Genomic DNA, 21515 nt, shown 5'->3' with positions numbered 1-21515 from the left:
GTTAAGGTCTCCCGGGACATACAGGTCCTCGGGCTGGGCGCTGTCCAGTTGCTCCCTGCGGCCGGTGAGCAGCAGCCGGGCGCCTTCGTTACGGAAGTGCGAACATACCGCCTGCCCGATTCCGCTGTTGGCGCCGGTCACCAGGGCCGTGGTCTTATCAAGTCTCATCTCAGTCACTCCATTGTGGGGTTGGTTCTCGGGGTTGCGGCCGGGGGACGGACTTCCCGTCCCCCGCGCGGTCAGTTCTGTGCTGGTCAGTTCTGCCGGTCAGTTCAGGAATCCGCGGGCGTCGACCGGCCACCGTTCCAGCGTCGTGCCGGTGCTGTCGGTGACGATGTACTCCTCGAAATTGACCACCACCGGGCAGACGTGGTTGGGCACCACGGGAAGCACGGTCCCGACGCCGGGGCGGAAGTCTCCGCCAGGCAGGGGGAGGAATCCGTGGTATTCGTTGAGTTTGGACAGGACGGCCGTGGTGCCGGCAATTCTGCCGTAGCCGATCTCGGGGCTGCCTTCGCGGCCGAGGGCTTTGGTGCCGATGTCGAGGATGACCTGATCGGGGACCCAGTCGCTGACCACCGTGCCGGCGACGAACAGCGCGATCTGATCCTCGGTGCAGGCGCCGAGCCGGGTGTTGTTCAGGTCGTTGAACACGTATTCGCCGGGCCGGATCTCGGTGATGACGCTGTTGGTGGCGAACTCCACGGTGGGTGTGGAGCCGGCGCTGACCACCTCCGGGGTGATCCCGGCTGCGGCAAGGCTGCGCACCGCCGTGGTGAGCGCGGCGTCCTGGTCATCCGCGGCACGCTTGCGGGCGTCCGGGCCGGCGCTGCCGTGGCCCGGATAGGTGAAGACACCCGCGGGCACCAGGCCGCGCTTGCGCGCAGCAAGCGCCAGCTCCCCTGCGGCCTCGGCAGGAGCGCCGGAACGGCGGGCACCGCAGTCAACCTCAATCACGACCTGCAGCAGCCCGGGTTCGTCCCCCATCGCGTCGGCGAGGGCGTTGATCGCCGCGACGTTATCGACGCCGACCCGCAGCCGGATGGTTTCAGCCAGCTTGCGGATCCGCGGCCCTTTCGTTCCGGCGGCCCAGACCGGGTAGGCGATGAAGATGTCATCGAACCCGGCCGCCGCGAAGACCTCGGCCTCACCCACGTTGCCTGCAGTGATTCCGACCGCCCCGGCCTTGACCTGGCGCCGGCCGATCTCCACGCACTTGTGCGTCTTGACGTGTGGCCTGACGTCGAGGTTGTTCCGGGCGGCGAAGGCCTGCATGCGGTCGATGTTCTCCTGCATCACGTCGGCCAGCACGATCGGCGCGGGGGTATCAATCCGCTCGATGAGAGCCTCGAGTGCTCGCTGAATGCGGTTCACGCTGTACTCCTCATGATTCTGTCTATGAATGATCGAGGGCAGCGGTGCCGGCTTCCTCGAATGCTGAACGTGCGGGACCCGCACCAGCGGGTCCCGCACAACACGCCGTCGTGCCCGTTCCTAAACGGCCGTGCAGACCATCTGGATCTCTACCGGAGTGTTCAGCGGCAGCCCGGCCACACCGATCGCGGTCCGGGCGTGCCGTCCGTTCTCGCCCAACACCTCGATGAGCAATTCACTGGCCGCGTTGGCGACCTTTGACTGCAGACCGAAGTCCGGCCCACTGGCCACGAAGACCAGCATCTGCACGATCCGGACCCGGTCCAGATCCCCCACCGCCTGCACAGCGGCAGCGAGGCAGTTCAGCGCGCAATGGCGCGCGAGCTCCTGCGCCGTCTCCAGGTCCACGTCCCGGCCCACAACCCCGGTACAGGTTTCCCTTAGGAGGCAGCGGGACGCGGCAGGCCGAAGAGGACGGGAAGGTCGGCGATGTCGGTGATCCGCTCGTAGCCGAGCCAGTGCTCGTCGTGCTCGAAGCCGCGGTCAACATACACCTTGTTCTTGATGCCCATGATGGCCGCGGGTCGGTGGTCGTACATCGGGCTCGCGGAGACGTGCACGATCTCATCCGGTGTCACGCCAAGCTTGTCGAACATGTACTCAAACGCACCGAGCCGCGGCTTGTACATGCCCATCTGCTCTGCGCTGATGATGACCTCGAACGGGGCCTTAAGGTTCGCTGCGAGGCGCACAGCATGGGCGGTGTCGCTGTTCGTGATGATGACCAGCGGGACTTCCTCAGCGAGGCGGTTCAGTGCCTCGGTGACACCCGGGTACGGGCCAAAGGTGGGGACAATCTCGTAAACCGCCCGTGCGTCGGCCGCACGGAACTCCAGGCCGAGCCTGCGCGAGGCGCGTTCCATGGAGTCGGCAACGATCTGGTGGAACGGCTTGTACTCGCCCGTGCACTCGTCGATCCGGTACGCCTTGCAGGCCCGAAGATACTCATCGGCGATCTCGGCCGGCAGCCGGTCGCCCAAGACCTCACGGATCGCATCGTTGATAGCGAACTTGATCAGCGTTCCGTTCATGTCGAACGTAGCGAACTTCGGCTTGGTTTCGAATTCGAAAGCCATTTTATCCTCCTAGATTGAACTCTCGTCGATTGTCGACAAGCGCCTGTCGATACCCAACGGTACTTCTTCCGACCGCAGAAAGTCAACGAAATGTTCTACAGTAGGACACGTAGGACCTGAAAGCGCTGAACACATTCAAGAAGGTGTTCAGCGCGTACCGGTTCGACGGGTCTGGCCCGGTCACAAGCTCGCGTGCAGATCCTTAGGCTCCATGACCGATGCGCAACCGTTGGGGCATTCGGCCGCCCGCTCGAAGGCGCCGTCGCGGCGCTGGCTGAGGCTTCACACCGCGGGCTTGCCTACAAGAACGTACCCCTCCGCTGAAGACGACGGGCGATAACTACCCAGCTGGTGGTCCTGTCCGCCCCGGCCTGCCGTCTGGGCTTCGATGATTATGGCGATCGAGTCTGTCAGCCATCGGAAACGTCCCCAGCGACCAGCGTCCTGCAACTGTCAGGCAGCAAATCGTGCTGCCGGGACCGGCACTGGGGTGTAAGTGGTGCCGTCGCGGAGCATTGCCCAGAGGACGTTGAGGCGGCGCCGGGCAAGGGACCGAGCTTGGACGTGCGATTTTCCTTCTGTGCGCTTGCGGTCGTAGTAAGTCCGTGAACGCTGAGCATGTTTTTAGGGCCGAGAGGCCTGAGAGGTAAAAGACCCTTAGCAGCCGGCGGTCGTAACGTCGTGGTCGGTGGTTGCTGCCGGTGATCCTGCCTGAGTCGCGCGGGGCTGGGGCAAGGCCCGCGACACCGGCGGACCGGCCAGCAGACTGGAAAACGGTGAGGTCCCCGCCGGTAGCGCCGAGGAATTCGGCCGCCAGGACAGGCCCGAAGCCCGGCATGCTGAGCAGCACCTGGGTGTGCTGGTGTTCTGAAACTTTCCTGCTGATCAGCAGGAAAAGGGCAGGCCGCAGAACGGCCGGCACCGCCGGACAGGAAGGAACAGCGATCATGACCAACGAAACCAAGTCCACCCGCAAGGTAGCGATCACGGGAGCCGGCAGCGGCCTTGGCCGCGAACTCGCCCTCCAACTGGCTGCCAAGGGTTATCAGGTCTACGGCACCAAACTCGACTACGAGGACACCGGGGCGAAACTATGAACACCATGCCAGCCAAATACGCGGATTACTACGGGTTCCTTTCGTACAAGGATTTCCTGGAGCGTGAAGCGGCAGGGACACTCACTGACGGCGACATCAGCACACGAACCGATGAGGCTGCAGTGTGATCACCTCGGCGCCCGCATCGTCGGAAACGTTCGGGCTGCCCGTGGAGGCATCGCACCTGATAGCTAAACTGCGGAACATGCCGCCGGAACGACTCGCTATCATCATGATCCCGAAGGACGCCACATGCGCGGCGCCAACCTGGACGCTTGGGGCAAATCCGATTAAAACCGCACCTACTACCCGATGCGCCTAGAGGGCGTGTCTCCTAAAGTGGCCAGCCGGATGTTGACTGCCTGGAGAACAGCTCCGCCGAGGTAAGTGAGAGCGAGTTCGTCGCGAGTGGCCGAGCAGGCGATTGAGCCTGCGCTTTACCTCAATGGCCTCACTCATTGGTCGGCCCCGCGATAACGACGTCGCGGATCTTTTGGAGCGTTCCGGGATCGGCAGCTATTTCAACGTCCCCGCTCTGTGTAGTTAGCGTCATGACCTGGAACGCCATATGGGAGACGTACTTCGACTCCTGGCGCGTAATCCTCCGTACCCCAAAAGCTGCCCCTGTAACCGCCAGTGAAGTTGGGCGTCCTGATGGCTCCAAAGTGTCGTAGACGGCAGGCTGAAACTCGATTTTTCCTGGTGCAAGGGTGGCGACGCCCATGTTCCAGATCCCGCTGAGCGAACCTGGCCGTGAGTTCGGGTATCGGATATAAGCCAGGAGCTGGCCGTGCTCGGAGAGCCTGTCGGCCGTGCTCCTCAGCCGCCTTGCGGCGAAAAACCATGACAGCCCAAACACCGCCACCCAAAAGACTGCGCTGGCGACGGCATCATCGAGGCGGCGTCCCAGAGCGGAGTCGACGACGATTATCGTCAGTCCCGTCAGGGTCAGGACAAGGGCGGCCAAAAGGACGGGATGCTTAGCGCCCCAGTTCCTCATGCACGCAATCCTAAGCCCAGCCGCAGGCCCGCGGTGCCAGTACCGGACGGCCCCGATCCGTGGGGACGGTCATCGAGTGGACAGCGCAGCATCACCGTTGGAGCCCCAGTCATAAGTGCGACGATCCTATGTGGATCCTGCGGCTCTCGGCACAGTTTCTTGATGTTCGTCCGGAAGATTATGTAGATAGTCGTGCAGCAGCACTGCGGTTAAAACTATTAGGGGGACGGTGCTTCGAATGGAACGGGTAGATACGGCAGAACCGTCCTCCGCGCGCCGGCAGGATATGACGCCAGTCGTGGATGAGTCCCTGCCGGTCCTGGACCCCGAGCCGCTGCTGGTCCTCGCTGACGATGCCGGGGATACGGCTGCACAAAGATTCTTTACCGAGTACCTTGACCTGCTGCCGACTCGGGTGTCCAGGGTCATTGGCGGTCTCACCAGCAGCGATGTGGAAGCGTCAAGAGAAGCGGTGGTGAGTCTGAAAGTCACGTCCGCAATGGCAGGTGCTGTACGGATGGAGCACTACTGCCGGCAGTTGGAGGACAGGCTGGCGGTTCGGAGGCTTCCCGACCCCGCGGCAGTGCTCGTAAGGATGTCCAAGACCTCGAGACTGACCCTCCACGAGGGCGGTCGGGCCTAAATTATTCGGGCCGGTAGCCGGGTCCGGTGCCATGGGGGAATGCTTCCGGACCCGGCAAGCCCTGAGCTGAGGGTTCGCGGCTACCTTCATCTTCAGGACACCACCACCATGTACTGGTGACGTTGGAAAATCCGGGGGCGACCTGATGCCGCGAAGCCAGGTCCCCTCAGAACTGAGGGCTGCCGCTCAGTTCGGTCTGGAGGTGCCGCAGGGTTCCCATATGGTGTGCCGCACACAATGCAAAGCTAAGCGTTCAGCCGTGCTTCGTTCGCGCCAATTCAGGAAACCCTTGCTGCCTTCGGCCGGCGCGAGTACTACGTCGCGTCCGTACTTCTTGAGTGATTGAGCGCCAAAGAACGCGTCGGGCGTGATGCGGACCGCCTTCGTCACTTTGCCGTCCTTCAGGAAGATGAAGAGCGCAGGTGACGCCGTGTACCGCTTCTCCTTGCTGACAGGGTCGCCGAAGGCTGCCTCGATGTCCGATGCCGGCGTCCCCTCCGTGACGAATCCTGCCTGGTCCCAATCGAAATCGGTGACATCGGCGAGCCGGAGCTCCGCACCATTTGCGGCTGCATCCAGGACCCGGCCGTCCAACGCGGCGTTTGCTTCGGGCATGGTGTTTCCTCCAATTGAACATCCTACCAAAGCGCAGGCAAGGACAAGGCAAAGCATGGTCAGCAGGCGCAGCCGGACATCCGGCAGCTGCAAGGGAAGCGTCATGATGTGGTCCTGGACTCGTCGTTGAACTCCGGGTCCTGACCGTTGACCGGCGGAGCATCACCGGCATCCCCCGTCTTCTCCGGAGGGACCTCGTTGGAGGGTTGCGGGAGCAAGTCCGGACCAACCACTACGGTGTCTCCATTCTTAACTGCCTTCTCAATCAGGTCGGCCAGTTCCTCTGCGCCCGCATCGGGATTGGCTACCGCGATGTTTCTGCCCACCTCGTTGTTGTACAGGTCCATAGCCTCCCGGGGGCCGGGGTTGCCTGGCAGCTGTTCATGGGCGGTGGCGTAATCCTCGGCCCACTCGGCACCGTACTCCTTGACCATGAGAGCGTTCCAGTAAGCGTGCCGGAAAGCATCGTTCTGGTCATCATTCCGGTCGGCGCTTTCGAAGCGGGCGTCCGCCTGCTCAAAAGCGTCGTCATGGATGTCCTTGAAGGCATCCAGTTCCAGTGGGCCGAGCCCGTTGAGCAGTTCCGCTTCCTTCTCGGTGACCGTCTTCTGATCGACGACCAAGCGAAGCGGGTCCCAGTCAGAGGGCCATTCCGTGGTCTCGGCATCGCTCACCTGGTACTGCTTCAGAATTTCCTCCGGAGTGGGTCTGTCCGGCTGTCCCTGGTCGGTGTCCCTGGCGCCGGCAGTCTGTATTCCGAGTCCCGCTGTCGCAGCAGACGCCCCACCGTTGGAGGCCGAAGACTGCTCCTCGGCGTTCTGCAGGGCTTTCTTGGCGGCCTCTTCAATGTCCTGGGAAGTCCTCACCATCAGCGGACGTAGTCGTCCGTGCCACTCAGCCGTGAACTTCTTGGCGTCCTGGCCCTGCCAGTACTCGCTTTGGCCGATGAGCGAGTCCAGTTCCCGGGCCTTTCCAGACAGCAGCGCCGACCCCGAAGCCAAGAGCTTCGAGAGCTCCTTGAGTTGTTGGACGTCAGCCCCATACACAGCCATTCTTCCCCCTAGAGATGTTCCCGACCCATCGTGCTTTAGACCCGGGATCCGGTGCAATGGGGACAAGGCCCCATGGGTTCCAAACGCCTATCGACAACCCTGCCGTCCGGGCTTAACCTTTCCTCGCTGGAACCCGACAATGACGACGGAGAGGTCCCTCAAATGGGAGCACAGGAAGACGCCGCCGTGGTGCGGCGCGGCTATGAAGCATTTAGCGCAGGCGATATGGACACACTCCGAACACTCTTCACGGAGGATGCCGTCTGGCATGTCGGAGGCAGCGGCGGATTGTCCGGAGACAAGCACGGCCGGGACGCGATCCTGGCCTACTTCGGCGAACTGGCCTCGCGATCCAATGGGACGATCAAAGTGACCGTCGATGACGTCATTGGAGGGGATAACCATACGGTTGGAGTCCAAAGCAACCACGCTGAGCGCAACGGCACCCCCTTGGATCAAAGGGCTGCGCTGGTGTTCAAGCTTTCGGATGGGAAAGTCACGGAGGTGTACGAGTTCCTGGAGGATACTGCCACAGCGGCTGACTTCTGGTCATGAGCCCGGCCGGGGGCTGGTCACGCCGAGCGCAAGGGTGACGGGAGGTTCCCCTCTGACGCCGTGGAACTAGGATGGGCAAATGGGGGAAGACGGGGATTGGACCGGACCAGCGCCGCGTGACTCAGAGACACCTGGCTATACCCGCCCGCCGCTGCCCTCCACGACGTATTACTCCCCTGAGGGAGCAGCCATCCCGTACGGGCAGCGATGGGGCGAGGACGGACCCGCCCCCGATTCCTACAGCGTGATCAGCCATCCCGAACGCTTCGATGGCCTGCACATCGTCGCCCGCGCCCTCATCGACCATCTCACGGCAGCCTACAACGCAGATGCGGACGCCAGTCCCGCCACCGCCGCCGACCTGCTGAGGCAGCCCGACGGCGTCCTGCACTCCGTGCGCGTGACGCCTCGAAGGTCCGGCGCGGCACCCCTGACCTTCGTGTTGATTGATCATCCGGCCGTGATCGTCCACGCCGGAGCCCTGCACGATTTCGCATTTCCGGCGTGCAGCTGCGACGCATGCGACGAAACGGCCGAATCTGCAGCGGCCCGGCTAGAACTGCTGGTCCTCGGAGTTGCCGCCGGCGGATACAGCGAACGCTATCCGGTGGGATGGCGACGACGGTGGCTCGGTTACGCGCTGACGGCACCCGACGGTTCCGCATCTGAAAGCGGGGAGGGTGACCCCGGACCTGTCCCCGCCGGCCTGCTGCGCAGCGGAAGGGCCCGGCTCCGGGAGATTCCTGACGGCTGGGCACCCTGGCCCGCCAAGCGGCCTTAACCTCGGAGCCTTTCACAACTTACTGCTCGGTAAGGGTTATCTTCGCCGGCAGCAACAGTTAGTCTATCGAATGGCCGGGAACGCGACCCCCGCACCCGAGGCATTAAAAGGATCTTCAGCCCCATGGCAAACACAGTGACATTTTCGGTGACGACTATGCCCAGAAAGGGCGCGCAAGGCAACTTCCGCGACACAGTTCTGAACCTTCAGACGGATGCGCTTGAGGACTGCTTCCTGTCGGTGTTCCACATCGGCGACTCCTACGCCCTCCTCAACGGCGAAGCCCTCCCCGGCGCGCACACGGCCACCAACGCCCAACTCCGGGCGTACCTGATTCACCGGCTCGCAGCCCAGGACTCACTCCTGGAGTTCGATGTGAAGATCGACCGCGCCTCAGAGCCTGCCCGCTCCCGTTCCTGATCCGGAGCCACACACCACGACATCACGGATGGCCGCTTCGGCGTGTATCGGCGGGTTCGTCCGGCCCCGTGTTGGTCTTCCTGGTGATCAGCCAAGTAATGAACCACAGTACGACACCGATCGCCATCAGCAAGCCGGCCACCTGGTACTGGATCGTGTTCCGGCCCACCCATGGACCGGCGAGGAAGGCACACAGCAGGGCAGCCAAGAGTGGTAGCTGCCCGGGCGAGGTGAAGAACACCTTGCGGTCGGGGTCCCTCTTGCGGCGGAGCACCAGGCAGGCCACGTTGACCACGGTGAACACGCACAGCAGGAGGAACGCCGTCGTGCCCGAAAGGTTGGCGACAATATTGCTCCGGGGATCGCTGCTGACGTACCAGATCAGCCCCAAGGCGAGGACGGTGGAGAACAGGATGCCTGCCCACGGCGTCCGGCGGGTCGGCAGCACCTTTCCCAGGGGCCGCGGCAGGACGCGCGCCTTGGCCATGCCGTAGATCAGGCGGCTGGCCATAAGCATGTTGATCAACGCGGTATTGGCGACGGCGAACACCGCCAGGAACGGGAAGATCCGGTCGATCGGGAAGTCCGGGGAACCTTTGTGTACGACTTCGAGGAGCGCGGCGCCCTCGGCCTCGCGGATGTTCTCGAGCTCGGTGGGCGAGAGCACGCTTACTACGGAAACGGCCACCAGCATGTAGAGGAGCACCGCTATGCCGAGGCCGGTGAGCATGGTCCGCGGAAAGATCTTCTCGGGCTCCCTGGTCTCCTCGACCATGTTCACAGAGTCCTCGAAGCCCACCATGGCAAAGAACGCAATGGAGGTGGCCGCCGTGACGGCCAGGAACAGTCCCTTGTCCTGGTAATCGTTGAATACGAAGATTTCGCCTGCATTCCCTGTCCCCTGAGTCAGGACGAAGAAGCCGACGCCGATCACGATGCACAGGGCGATCATCTCCACGAGGGTAAGCACCACGTTGAACTTCACGCTCTCCCCCACACCGCGCAGGTTGATCGCCGCGAGCAGCAGCATGAAGCCCATGGCGACGGCGGTGATCACCTCCCGCCCGGGCACGTCCATCCAGCCGTTGATCTCCATGCCGCCGAAGAAGTTCTGGGCAAGGACGTTCGCGGAGGTCGAGGCGCTGGTGATACCCGAGCAGACGACGGCGAACGCGACGAGGAACGTAACGAAGTGGATCCCGAACGCCTTGTGCGTGTAGAGCGCCGCGCCTGCCGCCTGCGGGTACTGGGTGACCAGCTCAAGGTAAGAGAACGCGGTCAGTGTCGCGACGACGAATGCGAGCAGGAATGGCAGCCACACGATGCCGCCGACCTGGCCGGCCATCGTTCCGGTGACCGCATAGACGCCGGCACCGAGGATATCCCCGACAATGAACAGGAGCAGGAGCTTCGGTCCGAGGACCCGCTTGAGCGCAGGTTGGTCGCTCTCGGGAGCTACGTCGTACAGTTCGTCAGAAGTCGTGCTCATAATGACCTCCACAGCAGCTACAGCCCCTCGCGGAGCCCCGGCCAGCCTCCCGGCCTGAATGTGACGTAATTCACTGTGGACCTCCCGAGTCACTTTGGCAACAGCCGCCACCCAGACAGCCCGCGCATGTCCCATCTGGGCAACATGTCCCGGTAACACGTCCCGGCCTCCGTTCCTGAAGAGCCGTTCCCCGCATAGACTGCCGATGTAAGCGAAGCCGCTGCCAACGAAGGAGTGTCATGACCGTGATTGATCCGGAATCATTGACCTTTGAATACAGGCTCCGCTATCGCGGCTTTCCAGGCATGGAGCATGTTCCCCGGGATTATCCAATGCGCTGGGAAGTCACCGTCAGTGCTCCCGGCCCGCTCGCTGAACACGGTGAGGATGGGGAAGGACAGATCCAGGTGGGCGAGGCCGTCGTCCAGGTTGTCCCAAAGGCCGGCATGATCAATCTCTTCGTCACCACGGACGGCGCGGACCCGGACATGGCGCACATCGCTGAAATGCTGACAAAGGAGCGTCCAGACCTGGTCACTGAGTACTTGCAGGACGGCGGCGACCTGATGGTTGTCTCCACCCTCGAGATCCTCCCTGAGTACCGCGGTGACCGTATGGGCTACACCATCCTGCACGCCATCCTTGAAACAGTCGGCCGCTCCGTGGACCTGGTGGTAGCCCACGCCGTCCCGGCAAACAGCGGTGACTCCCCCGCCGAAGGCACACCGGACTACGAACAGGCCAAGTCCGCGCTGAAGGCGTATTGGCAGGATTTTGGATTCGATGAAGCAGCCGGGGAGTATCTGGCATTCGTCAACAAGAGAATTCTCGGATAGCCCGACGTCGAAAGGCCCCGCACGTGCGGGGCCTTTCGACGTCAGTGCCTAGACATTTTCGCCGATCCGGTCAGGCTGATCAGCGGCATTCTTCTCCAACTGGGCGAGGTAGGCCCACATCCTGGATTCCTCCGCCTGCACCTGGGGCTCCGGGGCCTCATCGGGCCTCGTCTCCGGGCGATCGTTGGATTCCCGGGCGCGATCTTTCCTGTAGTTCCACCCCTCGCGCGATGAATAGCACATCACCGACCTCCTTACTGTGGGTGTACTTAAATCCTCCTCCCATTCGACAGTCGCGTCGAGTCTCAGCACGGCCCGGCTTAGGCGAGGCGGGAACGAACGATCTCGCTGACCGCCTTACCGTCGAAACGCCCGGCGACCCTGGCCGTTACGGGCTTCATCACGGCGCCCATCTGCCTCATCGACAGCTCCGCGCCGCCGGCCTTGAGTGCCTGAATCTCTTCATCGACGATTGCTTCCACTTCTGCGGCGGTGAGTGGCCTGGGCAGGTAGGCCTCGATAACGTCCGCTTCGGCGATTTCCGCCGCGGCGCGGCTGTTCTCCCCGGCTTCCGTATAAATCCGGGCGGTCTCGTGGCGCTTTGCCGCCTCCTTCTGCAGCAGTGCTGTGATTTGGGCGTCATCCAGTTCCACCGGCGTCTTGCCGGACTTTTCACGGGTTTCAATCTCGCCCAGAACATTGCGCACCGTGGTGAGAGCCACCTTGTTGCCATCCTTCATGTGTGCGACCACATCTGCGTGCAGGCGTTCCTTCAACATGGTCTTGACTTCCTTATCCATCCGTTGCGGTTATCTGCGGGCCGTGTTGGTTCCATCGTGCACCCTAAAGGCTCCGGTGAACATTTACGCCAGGCTTCCGGCGGTAGCCTTGAATCCTATGGTTACTTTCGCCGCAACTGTTCCGACCCTGCCCGAACAATGGTGGGACCGTGTTGCCGCCGGCTTTTCACGGGCCGAGATTCCCGTGGTGACCGTTACTGAACTGCTCGCCGTGGTCCTGGCCGCCGTCGTCCTTTCCGTCCCTGCCGCCACCTGGCGGTACTTCGGCCTGTTCGCCACGGTAACGCATGAGCTGGGACATGCTTTCGCGGCACTGACCAGCGGTCAGCGGCTGGGCGGCATCAGGCTGAGGCTCAACCATTCCGGCACCACCACCTCCTATACGCGCGGGCGCCTGGCCGCAGTGTGGTCCGGATTCTGGGGGTATCCCGTCCCAGGCATGACGGGAGCCGGACTGGTGTGGGCCGGGTTCAATGGCTGGGGCCCCGCCGCCATGTCCGCCGGGCTCCTTGTTCTGCTGGCGTCGCTGATCTTCATCCGCAATGCGGCCGGGGTACTCATCCTGCTCGCGGCAGTTGCCGGCACGGGAGCACTCATCATCGGGGTACCCGCGGTCTTTACCGGGCATGTGGCCATCGTCCTGGGGCTGGCACTGCTCGTGGCCTCCGTCCGGGACCTGGCCAAGCTCACCAATGTGCACCTCCGCCGCCGGGATCAGTTGCGGACCTCGGACGCCTACATCCTGTACCGGGCCACGGCCGTTCCTTCAGCAGTCTGGATCGTCCTTTTCTCCCTGGCCGTGGCCGCATCCTGGCTCGTCGCCTGGCAACCCATGTCGCGCGTCTTTGCAGCGGGCACATAGTCTGGGTCCATGAACGCGAAGTCCACCACCGTCAACGAACACAGCACCAGGGGCGCCTACGTCACAGGCGGAGAGTTCAACCGGGACTCGACCTACATCGAGGACCGGATCACCCGAAACGGTGACAGGGGGCCCAACGGTGAGCCGGGCTGGCCGGTAGAACCGGGCCGCTACCGGCTGATTGCTGCCCGGGCATGCCCGTGGGCCAACCGGACGGTCATCGTCCGCCGCCTGCTCGGCCTGGAGGACGCCATCTCGCTGGGCCAGCCAGGACCCACCCACGATGCCCGGTCCTGGACCTTCGACCTTGACCCGGACGGGAAGGATCCGGTCCTCGGCATCGAACGCCTGCAGCAAGCGTACTTCCGGCGGTTCCCGGGCTACCCGCGCGGCATTACCGTCCCCGCCGTCGTCGATGTCGCCAGCGGCGCAGTGGTGACCAACAACTTCCCCCAGATAACCCTGGACTTCTCCACCGAGTGGACCGCATTCCACCGCGCTGGTGCCCCGCAGCTTTACCCGGAACACCTTCGCGAAGAAATCGACAGCGTGAACAAGCGCGTCTTCACCGAAGTCAACAACGGCGTCTACCGCTGCGGTTTCGCTGGCTCCCAGGAAGCCTACGATGCCGCCTACGCCCGCCTCTGGACGGCCCTTGACTGGCTGGAGGAACGGCTGGCGGACCGGCGGTATTTGGTGGGTGACGCTGTCACCGAGGCCGATGTCCGGCTCTTCACGACGCTCGTGAGGTTCGATGCGGTTTACCACGGGCATTTCAAGTGCAACCGGAACAAGCTCAGCGAGATGCCAAACTTGTGGGCGTATGCGCGGGACCTGTTCCAGACTTCCGGGTTCGGGGACACCATTGACTTCGTGCAGATCAAGCAGCACTACTACATTGTGCATGAGGACATCAATCCCACGGGCATCGTCCCCGCAGGGCCCGATCTCTCAGGCTGGCTCACCCCGCACGGCCGCGGAGCACTGGGCGGACGCCCTTTCGGTGAAGGGACTCCCCCGGGACCGGTCCGCGCAGGCGAAGAAGTGGCACCCGGGCACGGGGCAGGCTGATATCCATTTGTCAGTGCCCGCCCGCCATTCTAGTGTTGGCCCGGTGAGCACCCTGAAAAAGGAGACCTCAGCCAACGCGCATTGGACACGACGGATCGGGCGGGCAACCGTCGCGAACGCAAGGCGTGGCCTTGCGGCACCCCGGCTGCAGTTGGCGGCCAAAGCCGGCTTGGCTGCCGGCCTCGCCTTTCTCATCGCGCCCCACATGCCTGGAGCGGCGGCCCAGTACCCGTACTACGCCCCGCTGGGCGCCCTGGTGGCCATGTACGAAAATGTCGCCGGTTCGATGCGACAGGGAGTCCAGACACTGGTTGGCCTTGCCGCAGGAATCGGTCTGGCTTTCCTTCTCTTCAGTTTCGGTGCCACCCCGCTGTCAATTGGCATCGTCATGGCCCTTGGGGTGCTGCTGGCGGGCCTCCCCCGCCTGGGAGCCGGCCGGGACTGGATTCCCACGGCAGCGCTGCTGGTCCTGCTGGTGGGCGGAAACAATCCCGACGATTTCTCGTTCGGTTACCTGTTCCAGATGGGTGTCGGCGTTGCCGTCGGCGTCCTCGTGAACCTGCTCGTTTTCCCGCCGCTTCATTTCAACGCGGCAGCGCTCAGCCTCACCGAACTGCGGCTTGCCCTGGCCCGCCAGCTGGCAGACATGGGAGCGGCTGTCCACGAAAAGTGGCCGCCCGAGCATGAGGACTGGTCCATGCGGTCAGACGAGCTGGCACGGTCGGCCAGGTCCGTCCGCGACGCTGTCCAGAAGGCCGACGCCAGCAGGGAAGCCAACCCCCGCCGCCGCTTCCACCCCCGTGACATGGACCTGGACTACCGCAACCTCCGTGACCTGGAACGCGTCACGTTCTACATCCAGGACATCACCGAAGTGCTCGCGGCGGTCATCTGGAACAAGGACATGCCGTTCACCATCCCGCTTCCGTACAGTGAGCCGCTCGCCAAGGCGCTCGCCGCCGTCGGAGAAGTGCTCTCCGACGAGGCGGAGGACACTGACCGGCAGGCCGAGCTGAGAACGGCGGCACATGCTGCGGTTGACTCCCTGAGGGCCCGGATCGTCTCGGAGGACGCCGACGCCGATGCCCCCGGCGCCGCCGAATCCATTCTGTTGAGCCTGCACCGCATACTGCGTGCGCTTGAAGTGGAGGGCCGCTAGGCGGCCTGCCGTTGGCGGGCCCGCGGCCAGCCCTACAGCGAAGCCACCGAGCCGCTGAAGTGCTTTCGTCCGGAGCGCGCATTCCAGGCGACGTAGTCCGAGCGCACCCAGGCGGGTCCCTCCCCGTGAACCGTGGAAATGTCGAGGGCCACCCGCGCCGGGAGGAACACCGGCGCGTCAAAGGCAACGTCCCACCGGAAAGAATCGCCTTTGACCGCGCCGACATCCGCCAGTGCACGCGACGCCAGGTACATGCCGTGGGCAATGGACCGCCGCAGGCCCAGCGCCTTCGCGGACAGCACACTGAGGTGGATGGGATTGAAATCCCCCGACACCGCGGCATAGGCCCGCCCCGCATCGACCCCCAGCTGCCAAACAGCTGTGGGGTCCGGGGCCGTGAACTGCTCCGTCCGGGCATCGGCCGACGCTTTGTCGATTCCCGGAAGGTAGACGCCCTTGGCCAGGTACGTGGAAACGCCCCTCCACGAGGGGGTGTCGTCCCCGGAGGTGTGGATCTCGGCAACAACGTCCACTTGCGTTCCGGCGCGGTGCGCCCGAAGCGCTTCGGCCCGGGCGTGGACGTCCAGGACCTCAGTGAACCGGACCGGGCGGAACTGCTCAACGATATTGCGAAGGTGAATCATGCCCAGCAGCGGCAGGGGAAAGTCTTCCCGGTTCATGACGCTCAGGGCGACGGGGAACGCCATGGCGTGGAGGAACCCTGCGGGCAGCACGTCGCTCGCCGTTTCGCCAACGAGATGCTGAAAGGCAGTGAGGTTCCCGACGTCGACCCGCACGCCCCGCACTTCATGGCCCGCCGCGGGCAGGTCGGCACCCGAGTGGGAGCCCAGGAGCCGGCGCCGGGCAGCCCCTGCAGCCGCGTTCACATACAGCTTGGAGAGGGACGGCATCTCGCCCAGGATGACGGGCTGGCCGGGATTCATGCACCCACCAGTTGCTGTCCGCACACCCGCAGCACTTCACCGGAAATGCCTCCCGCAGCGTCGCTGGCGAGGAACGCAATCGCCTCGGCCACATCCTGCGGGCGTCCGCCCTGCTGCAGCGAATTGAGCCGCCGGGCGATCTCCCGCGTGGCAAAAGGCATGCGCGCGGTCATCTCGGTTTCGATGAACCCCGGAGCCACCGCGTTGATCGAGCCGCCGCAGCCTGCCAACAGAGGAGCCGTGGCGCGCACCATCCCGATCACGCCGCCTTTGGAGGCGGCGTAGTTCGTTTGACCCCGGTTGCCCGCTATTCCGGTGGTCGAGGCCACAGCGACGATCCGCGGAGCGGCACGGAAATGTTCTGATGCCAGCAGGGCTTCGTTGATCCGAAGCTGGGCGTTGATGTTCACCGCCAGCACCGAGCTCCAACGGCCTTGGTCCATGTTCACGAGCAGCTTGTCCCGTGTGATGCCGGCGTTGTGGACCACGATATCCAGCCGACCGTGTCGCCCGACGGCGTGGTCAATGATCCGTTGGCCCGCATCCTCCCGGCTGACGTCGAGCTGCAGCGCCGTACCCTTGATTTCGTTCGCAACGCCGGCGAGGTGGTCCCCCGCGGCCGGAATATCGACGGCCACCACGGTCGCGCCGTCCCTGTGCAGCGTCCGCGCAATCGCGGCTCCGATGCCGCGCGCGGCCCCCGTGACGACGGCGACCTTGCCGGCCAGCGGCCTGTCGACGTCGGCGGGGAGTACTCCCGACGTCGAACTGATGCGCACGAACTGGCCGTCCACATAGGCGGACCGGCCGGAGAGGAAGAAGCGGAGTGCCCCGAGTGCCGCGGGCGCCGTGGTGGTGACGCCGTCGGCCAGGAGGATGCCGTTGCCGGTGGCGCCGGCCCGCAGTTCCTTTGCCAGTGAGCGGAGCAGCCCGTCAACCCCCTGCCTGACAGCGGCAAGGGCCGGAGGGCCGCCGTCGGAAGTGCGAGAAACGGTGACCACGCGTCCATTCGGTGCCAGGTCACGCAAGGAAGATGCGGCCGTCAGGACCGGCTTTTCGAGATCATCCGGTGTGCCGACGTCATCCAGGACCAGCACGATCCCGCCGAGCCTTTCCCTGGGGACTGCGTGCCGGCGCACTTCCACGTCCCAGGTGAGAAGCTCGGCGGCGAGCTCTTCTGCCCCCGGGCTCGATCCCTCGATCAGGACCGGGCCGTCGATGAGGGGCTGGCCGGGTTCGTAGCGTCGGAGGACGGCAGGCTGCGGGAGACCGAGCTTTTTCGCGACGTCCCGGCCGACGCCCTTGCCGACCAGCCGCGTATAAGTGTCTGTCATGAGGACCCCCTACTGTGCTTCCAGGAGTGCCACGACGCCCTGGCCGCCGGCGGCGCAGACGGAGATGAGCCCGAGCGCGGGACGCCCATTAACGGTGCCCTTCTCGTGCAGCAACTTGGCGAGTGACGCAACGATTCGTCCGCCCGTAGCGGCGAACGGATGGCCTGCCGCAAGCGACGATCCGTGGACATTGAGCCTGGATCGGTCTACCTTGCCGAAGGCTCCATCCAGTCCGAGCCGGCTGCGTCCGAATTCCTCGTCCTCCCAGGCTGCCAGGGTGCTCAGGACGGTTCCGGCAAAGGCCTCGTGGATCTCGAAGTAGTCGATGTCGTCCAGGGTCAGGCCATGGCGCGCCAGCAGGCGGGGTACGGCGAAGGCAGGAGCCATGAGCAGGCCGTCCTTCCCGTGTACAAAGTCCACGGCGGCGGCTTCGCCGTCCAGGACGGTGGCAAGTCTGGGCAGATCGTGCTGGTCCGCCCACTCCTCGGAGGCAAGGAGGACCGTGGAGGCGCCGTCGGTCAGCGGCGTGGAGTTGCCCGCCGTCATGGTGGCCTCGGCTCCGAGATTCCGGCCGAAGACCGGCTTCAGGGAGCCAAGCTTCTCGAGCGTGGTGTCAGGCCGAAGATTCGAGTCCCGGCTCAGTCCCCGGTAGGGGGTGAGGAGGTCATCGAAGAATCCGGCGTCATAGGCGGCAGCAAGATTGCGGTGGCTGTTGTAGGCCAGTTCGTCCTGTGCCTCCCGGGAGATTTTCCACTGTGCCGTCGTCAGGGCCTGGTGCTCCCCCATGGACAGGCCGGTCCGGGGCTCGCCCGTGTTTGGAGCATCGGGGGCAAGGTCCTTGGGCCGCAGGCGGGCAAGGATCCGCAGGCGCTGCGGCAGGGTCTTCGCGCGGCTGAGATCCAGCAGCACTTCCCGGAGGCCCTCGCTCACGGCGATTGGGGCATCGGACGCTGAGTCGACGCCGCCGGCAATGGCCGACTCGATCTGCCCCAGCTTGATCTTGTTCGCCAGGCCCAACACTGTCTCGAGCCCGGTGGCACATGCCTGCTGCAGGTCATAGGCAGGCGTTTCTGCAGAGAGCGCGGAACCCAGGATGGTCTCGCGCGTCAGATTGAAGTCCCGCGAATGCTTGAGCACGGCTCCTGCGGCGACTTCGCCGATCCGCTCATCCTGCAGCCCGAAGCGCGCGATCAGTCCATCCAGGGCGGCCGTGAGCATGTCCTGGTTGGAGGACTTGGTGTAGGCACCTCCCGTGCGGGCAAAGGGAATCCGGTTGCCGCCGACCACCACGGCGCGGCGAGGCGTATGCGCCTTCCCGGATCCGGTCTGTGAAGACGCATGCTGTGGGCTGATGGCGCCTTCTGGTCCAGTTACTGACTGTCCATCGACGGACATGGGCTGTCTCCTTTGATCCGGGCTAGGTTATCGATACTTAGCGTACCTGATACGCTGAGTATCGTGAACATCGACCATCCGCTTGGAGATTCCGAGTCCGCGCCCGCCGCCGACGGCCGGGCCTCCCGCTGGCAGGCCCACCGGGAGGAGCGGCGGCGGGAGCTCATCAAGTCCGCCCGGCGCGCTGTCCACGCCCTCGGCAGCGATGCCTCGATGGAGGAGATCGCAGCCGCCGCCGGAACATCGAAGTCTGTTTTCTACCGGTACTTCGGAGACAAGGCAGGGCTTCAGCAGGCGGTGGGCGAAGTGGTGCTCAGCCAGATGCAGCGGCGCATGCAGGAAGCTGTACAGACGGCCCAGACTCCGCGCGAAGGCCTCTTCGCCATGGTGTCGGCGTACCTCCAAATGGCCGAAACAAGCCCGAACGTCTACACGTTCGTGACGCGGTACCCTGCTGCCGAGCAAGACGGTGGCCAGACCACCATCGCCACCGCAGGGGCGCTGGGCCATTTCTTCGACTCCATCGCGGACATGATCGCCCGTCCAATGCGCATCCATCTCGGCGCCGGCAAGGAGTCGGTCATCGGCTACTGGCCCACCGCCGCTATCGGGCTGGTCCGTAATGCCGGGGAACGCTGGCTGGGCAGCCCGGACTCCCCTGCAAAGCCTGACCACGAAGCCATGGCCCGCCAGATTACGGCGTGGCTGTGTGTTGGCATCGCCCCCGAACTCGGCGACGCCCAAGAATCCGTTCAGTAGACCCTCCAATTGTCCGAACCAACGAAGGAATCGACATGACTGAAGTAGCGGACCGCCGCAGCGGCGCATCCTTCCGCCCCGCACCGGCTGGCACTGCCACGAGCGCCAGTGCCGGCGGCAGGATCCCGACGTCACCGCCCGCCGTTGATGTGGCCGTACTGGGTGAACAACTGCTAGGCAAGTGGGCGGACGTCCGGCGCCAGGCCCGTGAACTGGCCGCCCGCCCTGAACTGCACAAGACCGAGGGCCTTACCCACACCGAACACCGGCAGCGCACGTTCGGCCAGCTCCGCTACCTGGTGGACCATGACGCCGTCCACCGCGCCTTCCCGGCCGCGCTCGGAGGGTCCGACGATCACGGCGCCAACATTGCAGGCTTCGAGGAGCTGGTTACGGCCGACCCGTCGCTGCAGATCAAGGCGGGCGTGCAGTGGGGCCTTTTCGGTTCCGCCGTGCTGCATCTGGGCACCGAAGAGCACCACCGCAAATGGCTGCCCGGAATCATGAACCTGGACATCCCCGGCTGCTTCGCCATGACAGAGACGGGGCACGGCTCGGATGTGGCAAGTATCGCCACCACCGCCACGTACGACGCCGGCACGCAGGAATTCGTGATCAACACGCCATTCCGGGCGGCCTGGAAGGACTACATCGGCAATGCCGCCATCGACGGGCTCGGGGCGGTCGTGTTCGCCCAGCTGGTCACCCGAGGCGTGAACCACGGGGTGCACGCCTTCTATATGGATCTCCGTAACCCCGCCACGAAGGAGTTCCTCCCGGGAATCGGCGGCGAGGACGACGGCATCAAAGGCGGCCTGAACGGCATCGATAACGGCCGCTTGCACTTCAGCAACGTCCGCATCCCGCGGACCAACCTCCTGAACCGCTACGGGGACGTGGACGCCGAGGGCCACTACAGTTCCCCCATTGCCAGCCCCGGCCGTCGTTTCTTCACCATGCTCGGCACCCTCGTCCAGGGCAGGGTCAGCCTCGACGGCGCAGCCGTGGCCGCCTCCAAGCTCGCCCTCAAGACTGCCATCACCTACGCCACCGAACGCCGCCAGTTCAATTCCTCTTCGCTCACCGACGAAGAGGTGCTCCTTGACTACCAGCGGCACCAGCGCCGGCTCTTCACACGCCTGGCCACCACCTACGCCGCGGCCTTCGCCCACGAGCAGCTGCTGCAGAAGTTCGATGATGTGTTCTCCGGCGCGCACGACACCGACGCGGACCGCCAGGACCTCGAGACCCTGGCGGCGGCCCTGAAGCCGCTCAGCACGTGGCACGCCCTGGACACGCTGCAGGAATGCCGCGAGGCATGCGGAGGCGCCGGGTTCCTGATCGAGAACCGCCTGGCCTCGCTCCGCGCCGACCTCGACGTCTACGTCACGTTCGAAGGGGACAACACCGTCCTGCTCCAGCTCGTGGCCAAGCGGCTGCTCGCCGACTACGCCAAGGAATTCCGCAACGTCAATTTCGGTGTTCTGGCCCGCTATGTGGTCAACCAGGCGGCCGGTACCGCTGTCCACCGCACCGGCCTGCGGGGAGTCGCGCAGTTCGTGGCGGATACGGGGCTGCCGCAGAAGGCCGCCATCGCGCTCCGGGACGAGGAAAGCCAGCGTGCCCTGCTCACCGACCGCGTCCAGAGCATGGTCGCAGAGGCGGGCACCGCCCTCAGGGGAGCCAGCAAGCTGCCCCAGAAGGAAGCCGCCGCAGTCTTCAACCGGCACCAGAACGAGCTGATCGACGCCGCACAGGCCCACGCCGAGCTCCTGCAGTGGGAGGCCTTCACCGACGCCCTCGCCCGTTGCACTGATCCGGGAACCAGGACCGTGCTCACGTGGCTCAGGGACCTGTTCGGTCTGTCCCTGATCGAGAAGAACCTGTCCTGGTACCTGATGAACGGCAGGCTGTCCATGCAGCGGGCACGGACGGTGGGCGGATACATCAATCGGTTGCTTGTGAAGCTCCGGCCGCACGCCCTCGACCTGGTTGACGCCTTCGGTTACGGCCAGGACCACCTGCGCGCGGCGATTGCCACCGGAGCCGAGAAGGTCCGGCAGGACGAGGCACGGGAGTTCTATCGTGCCCAGCGCGCCAGCGGCAGCGCGCCGGTCGACGAAAAGTCGGTGCTCGACCGGAAGGCCAGGGACGCCCCCCGGTCTTCCTGACGGGCGGTTAAAGCCCGACGGC

General features: G+C 64.6%; 25 protein-coding genes and 1 pseudogene. 12 read left to right on the top strand and 14 right to left on the bottom strand.

Going from position 1 to position 21515, the window contains the following annotated elements:
• From AC6CH3_RS10705 to AC6CH3_RS10685, 5 genes and pseudogenes are all read right to left on the bottom strand, one after another.
• Nucleotides 1-168: SDR family NAD(P)-dependent oxidoreductase (locus AC6CH3_RS10705; protein WP_498132423.1), on the bottom strand; the 168-nt coding region annotated here is incomplete at its 3' end.
• A 99-nt stretch (nucleotides 169-267) separates the two neighbouring features.
• Nucleotides 268-1374, bottom strand: coding sequence for an alanine racemase (locus AC6CH3_RS10700; protein WP_498132415.1), 1107 nt, complete (start codon nucleotides 1372-1374; stop codon nucleotides 268-270).
• A gap of 120 nt (nucleotides 1375-1494) precedes the next feature.
• The gene (locus tag AC6CH3_RS10695) at nucleotides 1495-1794 is read right to left on the bottom strand and encodes a RidA family protein (RefSeq protein WP_498132414.1); all 300 of its coding nucleotides are present in this window, start codon (nucleotides 1792-1794) and stop codon (nucleotides 1495-1497) included.
• A 20-nt stretch (nucleotides 1795-1814) separates the two neighbouring features.
• Nucleotides 1815-2510 carry a haloacid dehalogenase type II gene (locus tag AC6CH3_RS10690; protein WP_498132413.1) on the bottom strand — a complete coding sequence of 232 codons (696 nt, stop codon included), beginning with the start codon at nucleotides 2508-2510 and terminating at the stop codon, nucleotides 1815-1817.
• A 453-nt stretch (nucleotides 2511-2963) separates the two neighbouring features.
• Nucleotides 2964-3399, bottom strand: a pseudogene (locus AC6CH3_RS10685) (transposase); the annotation flags it as partial.
• 58 nt (nucleotides 3400-3457) lie between these two features.
• On the opposite strand from AC6CH3_RS10685, the gene AC6CH3_RS10680 reads away from it, so the two are divergent.
• Both AC6CH3_RS10680 and AC6CH3_RS10675 read left to right on the top strand, forming a co-directional pair.
• A complete protein-coding gene (locus AC6CH3_RS10680) occupies nucleotides 3458-3607 on the top strand; it encodes a hypothetical protein (RefSeq protein ID WP_498132412.1) in 150 nt (49 codons plus the stop codon).
• Nucleotides 3604-3735, top strand: coding sequence for a hypothetical protein (locus AC6CH3_RS10675; protein WP_498132411.1), 132 nt, complete (start codon nucleotides 3604-3606; stop codon nucleotides 3733-3735). Before AC6CH3_RS10680 ends, AC6CH3_RS10675 begins: the two co-directional genes overlap by 4 nt.
• Nucleotides 3736-4058: 323 nt before the next feature.
• Here AC6CH3_RS10675 and AC6CH3_RS10670 read toward each other — a convergent pair whose 3' ends face one another.
• Complete coding sequence (locus AC6CH3_RS10670) at nucleotides 4059-4607, bottom strand: hypothetical protein (protein WP_498132410.1); 549 nt, start codon at nucleotides 4605-4607, stop codon at nucleotides 4059-4061.
• 238 nt (nucleotides 4608-4845) lie between these two features.
• On the opposite strand from AC6CH3_RS10670, the gene AC6CH3_RS10665 reads away from it, so the two are divergent.
• Nucleotides 4846-5250 carry an Hpt domain-containing protein gene (locus tag AC6CH3_RS10665; protein WP_498132409.1) on the top strand — a complete coding sequence of 135 codons (405 nt, stop codon included), beginning with the start codon at nucleotides 4846-4848 and terminating at the stop codon, nucleotides 5248-5250.
• 186 nt (nucleotides 5251-5436) lie between these two features.
• Here the strand turns inward: AC6CH3_RS10665 and AC6CH3_RS10660 are convergent, their stop codons facing one another.
• Together AC6CH3_RS10660 and AC6CH3_RS10655 are read right to left on the bottom strand one after the other, a co-directional pair.
• The gene (locus tag AC6CH3_RS10660; RefSeq protein ID WP_498132408.1) at nucleotides 5437-5865 is read right to left on the bottom strand and encodes a hypothetical protein; all 429 of its coding nucleotides are present in this window, start codon (nucleotides 5863-5865) and stop codon (nucleotides 5437-5439) included.
• Between the two features lie 101 nt (nucleotides 5866-5966).
• Nucleotides 5967-6917, bottom strand: coding sequence for a DUF6973 domain-containing protein (locus AC6CH3_RS10655; protein WP_498132407.1), 951 nt, complete (start codon nucleotides 6915-6917; stop codon nucleotides 5967-5969).
• Nucleotides 6918-7079: 162 nt separating this feature from the next.
• Here AC6CH3_RS10655 and AC6CH3_RS10650 point away from each other — a divergent pair, with 162 nt between their 5' ends.
• The 3 genes from AC6CH3_RS10650 (at nucleotide 7080) to AC6CH3_RS10640 (ending at nucleotide 8673) form a co-directional block, all read left to right on the top strand.
• Complete coding sequence (locus tag AC6CH3_RS10650; protein WP_498132406.1) at nucleotides 7080-7472, top strand: nuclear transport factor 2 family protein; 393 nt, start codon at nucleotides 7080-7082, stop codon at nucleotides 7470-7472.
• A 79-nt stretch (nucleotides 7473-7551) separates the two neighbouring features.
• Nucleotides 7552-8253, top strand: a complete 702-nt coding sequence (locus tag AC6CH3_RS10645) for a DUF6226 family protein (protein WP_498132405.1) — start codon at nucleotides 7552-7554, stop codon at nucleotides 8251-8253.
• 123 nt (nucleotides 8254-8376) lie between these two features.
• Entirely contained in the window at nucleotides 8377-8673 is a 297-nt protein-coding gene (locus AC6CH3_RS10640) for a hypothetical protein (protein WP_498132404.1), read from the top strand.
• Nucleotides 8674-8695: 22 nt separating this feature from the next.
• Here AC6CH3_RS10640 and AC6CH3_RS10635 read toward each other — a convergent pair whose 3' ends face one another.
• A complete protein-coding gene (locus AC6CH3_RS10635; RefSeq protein WP_498132403.1) occupies nucleotides 8696-10162 on the bottom strand; it encodes an APC family permease in 1467 nt (488 codons plus the stop codon).
• A gap of 239 nt (nucleotides 10163-10401) precedes the next feature.
• Between AC6CH3_RS10635 and AC6CH3_RS10630 the strand changes: the two genes are divergently transcribed.
• Nucleotides 10402-10998, top strand: a complete 597-nt coding sequence (locus tag AC6CH3_RS10630) for an immunoglobulin domain-containing protein (protein WP_498132402.1) — start codon at nucleotides 10402-10404, stop codon at nucleotides 10996-10998.
• Nucleotides 10999-11046: 48 nt separating this feature from the next.
• On the opposite strand, the gene AC6CH3_RS10625 is transcribed toward AC6CH3_RS10630, so the two are convergent.
• Entirely contained in the window at nucleotides 11047-11241 is a 195-nt protein-coding gene (locus AC6CH3_RS10625) for a hypothetical protein (protein WP_498132401.1), read from the bottom strand.
• 77 nt (nucleotides 11242-11318) lie between these two features.
• Entirely contained in the window at nucleotides 11319-11777 is a 459-nt protein-coding gene (locus tag AC6CH3_RS10620; protein ID WP_498132400.1) for a GatB/YqeY domain-containing protein, read from the bottom strand.
• A 118-nt stretch (nucleotides 11778-11895) separates the two neighbouring features.
• Here AC6CH3_RS10620 and AC6CH3_RS10615 point away from each other — a divergent pair, with 118 nt between their 5' ends.
• The 3 genes from AC6CH3_RS10615 to AC6CH3_RS10605 all read left to right on the top strand — a co-directional run bounded on the left by AC6CH3_RS10615 (nucleotide 11896) and on the right by AC6CH3_RS10605 (nucleotide 14890).
• On the top strand, nucleotides 11896-12660 hold the full coding sequence (locus tag AC6CH3_RS10615) for a M50 family metallopeptidase (RefSeq protein ID WP_498132399.1): 765 nt from the start codon (nucleotides 11896-11898) through the stop codon (nucleotides 12658-12660).
• A 9-nt stretch (nucleotides 12661-12669) separates the two neighbouring features.
• Complete coding sequence (locus AC6CH3_RS10610) at nucleotides 12670-13731, top strand: glutathione S-transferase family protein (protein ID WP_498132398.1); 1062 nt, start codon at nucleotides 12670-12672, stop codon at nucleotides 13729-13731.
• 94 nt (nucleotides 13732-13825) lie between these two features.
• Complete coding sequence (locus AC6CH3_RS10605; RefSeq protein WP_498132422.1) at nucleotides 13826-14890, top strand: FUSC family protein; 1065 nt, start codon at nucleotides 13826-13828, stop codon at nucleotides 14888-14890.
• A gap of 32 nt (nucleotides 14891-14922) precedes the next feature.
• On the opposite strand, the gene AC6CH3_RS10600 is transcribed toward AC6CH3_RS10605, so the two are convergent.
• Genes AC6CH3_RS10600 through AC6CH3_RS10590 form a run of 3 tightly spaced genes read right to left on the bottom strand, consistent with a single transcriptional unit; the run spans nucleotide 14923 to nucleotide 18563 of the window.
• Nucleotides 14923-15834: a MaoC family dehydratase gene (locus tag AC6CH3_RS10600; protein WP_498132397.1), complete on the bottom strand. Its 912-nt coding sequence runs from the start codon at nucleotides 15832-15834 to the stop codon at nucleotides 14923-14925.
• Complete coding sequence (locus tag AC6CH3_RS10595; protein ID WP_498132396.1) at nucleotides 15831-17168, bottom strand: 3-oxoacyl-ACP reductase; 1338 nt, start codon at nucleotides 17166-17168, stop codon at nucleotides 15831-15833. Before AC6CH3_RS10595 ends, AC6CH3_RS10600 begins: the two co-directional genes overlap by 4 nt.
• Before the next feature lie 9 nt (nucleotides 17169-17177).
• Complete coding sequence (locus AC6CH3_RS10590; RefSeq protein WP_498132395.1) at nucleotides 17178-18563, bottom strand: acetyl-CoA C-acetyltransferase; 1386 nt, start codon at nucleotides 18561-18563, stop codon at nucleotides 17178-17180.
• Between the two features lie 63 nt (nucleotides 18564-18626).
• On the opposite strand from AC6CH3_RS10590, the gene AC6CH3_RS10585 reads away from it, so the two are divergent.
• Entirely contained in the window at nucleotides 18627-19322 is a 696-nt protein-coding gene (locus AC6CH3_RS10585) for a TetR family transcriptional regulator (protein ID WP_498132394.1), read from the top strand.
• A gap of 35 nt (nucleotides 19323-19357) precedes the next feature.
• A complete protein-coding gene (locus tag AC6CH3_RS10580) occupies nucleotides 19358-21493 on the top strand; it encodes an acyl-CoA dehydrogenase family protein (RefSeq protein ID WP_498132393.1) in 2136 nt (711 codons plus the stop codon).
• Nucleotides 21494-21515 lie beyond the last annotated feature (22 nt).

The organism is Arthrobacter sp. GQ119 (assembly GCF_059759125.1).
This window is presented reverse-complemented; position numbering and strand designations above follow the sequence as displayed.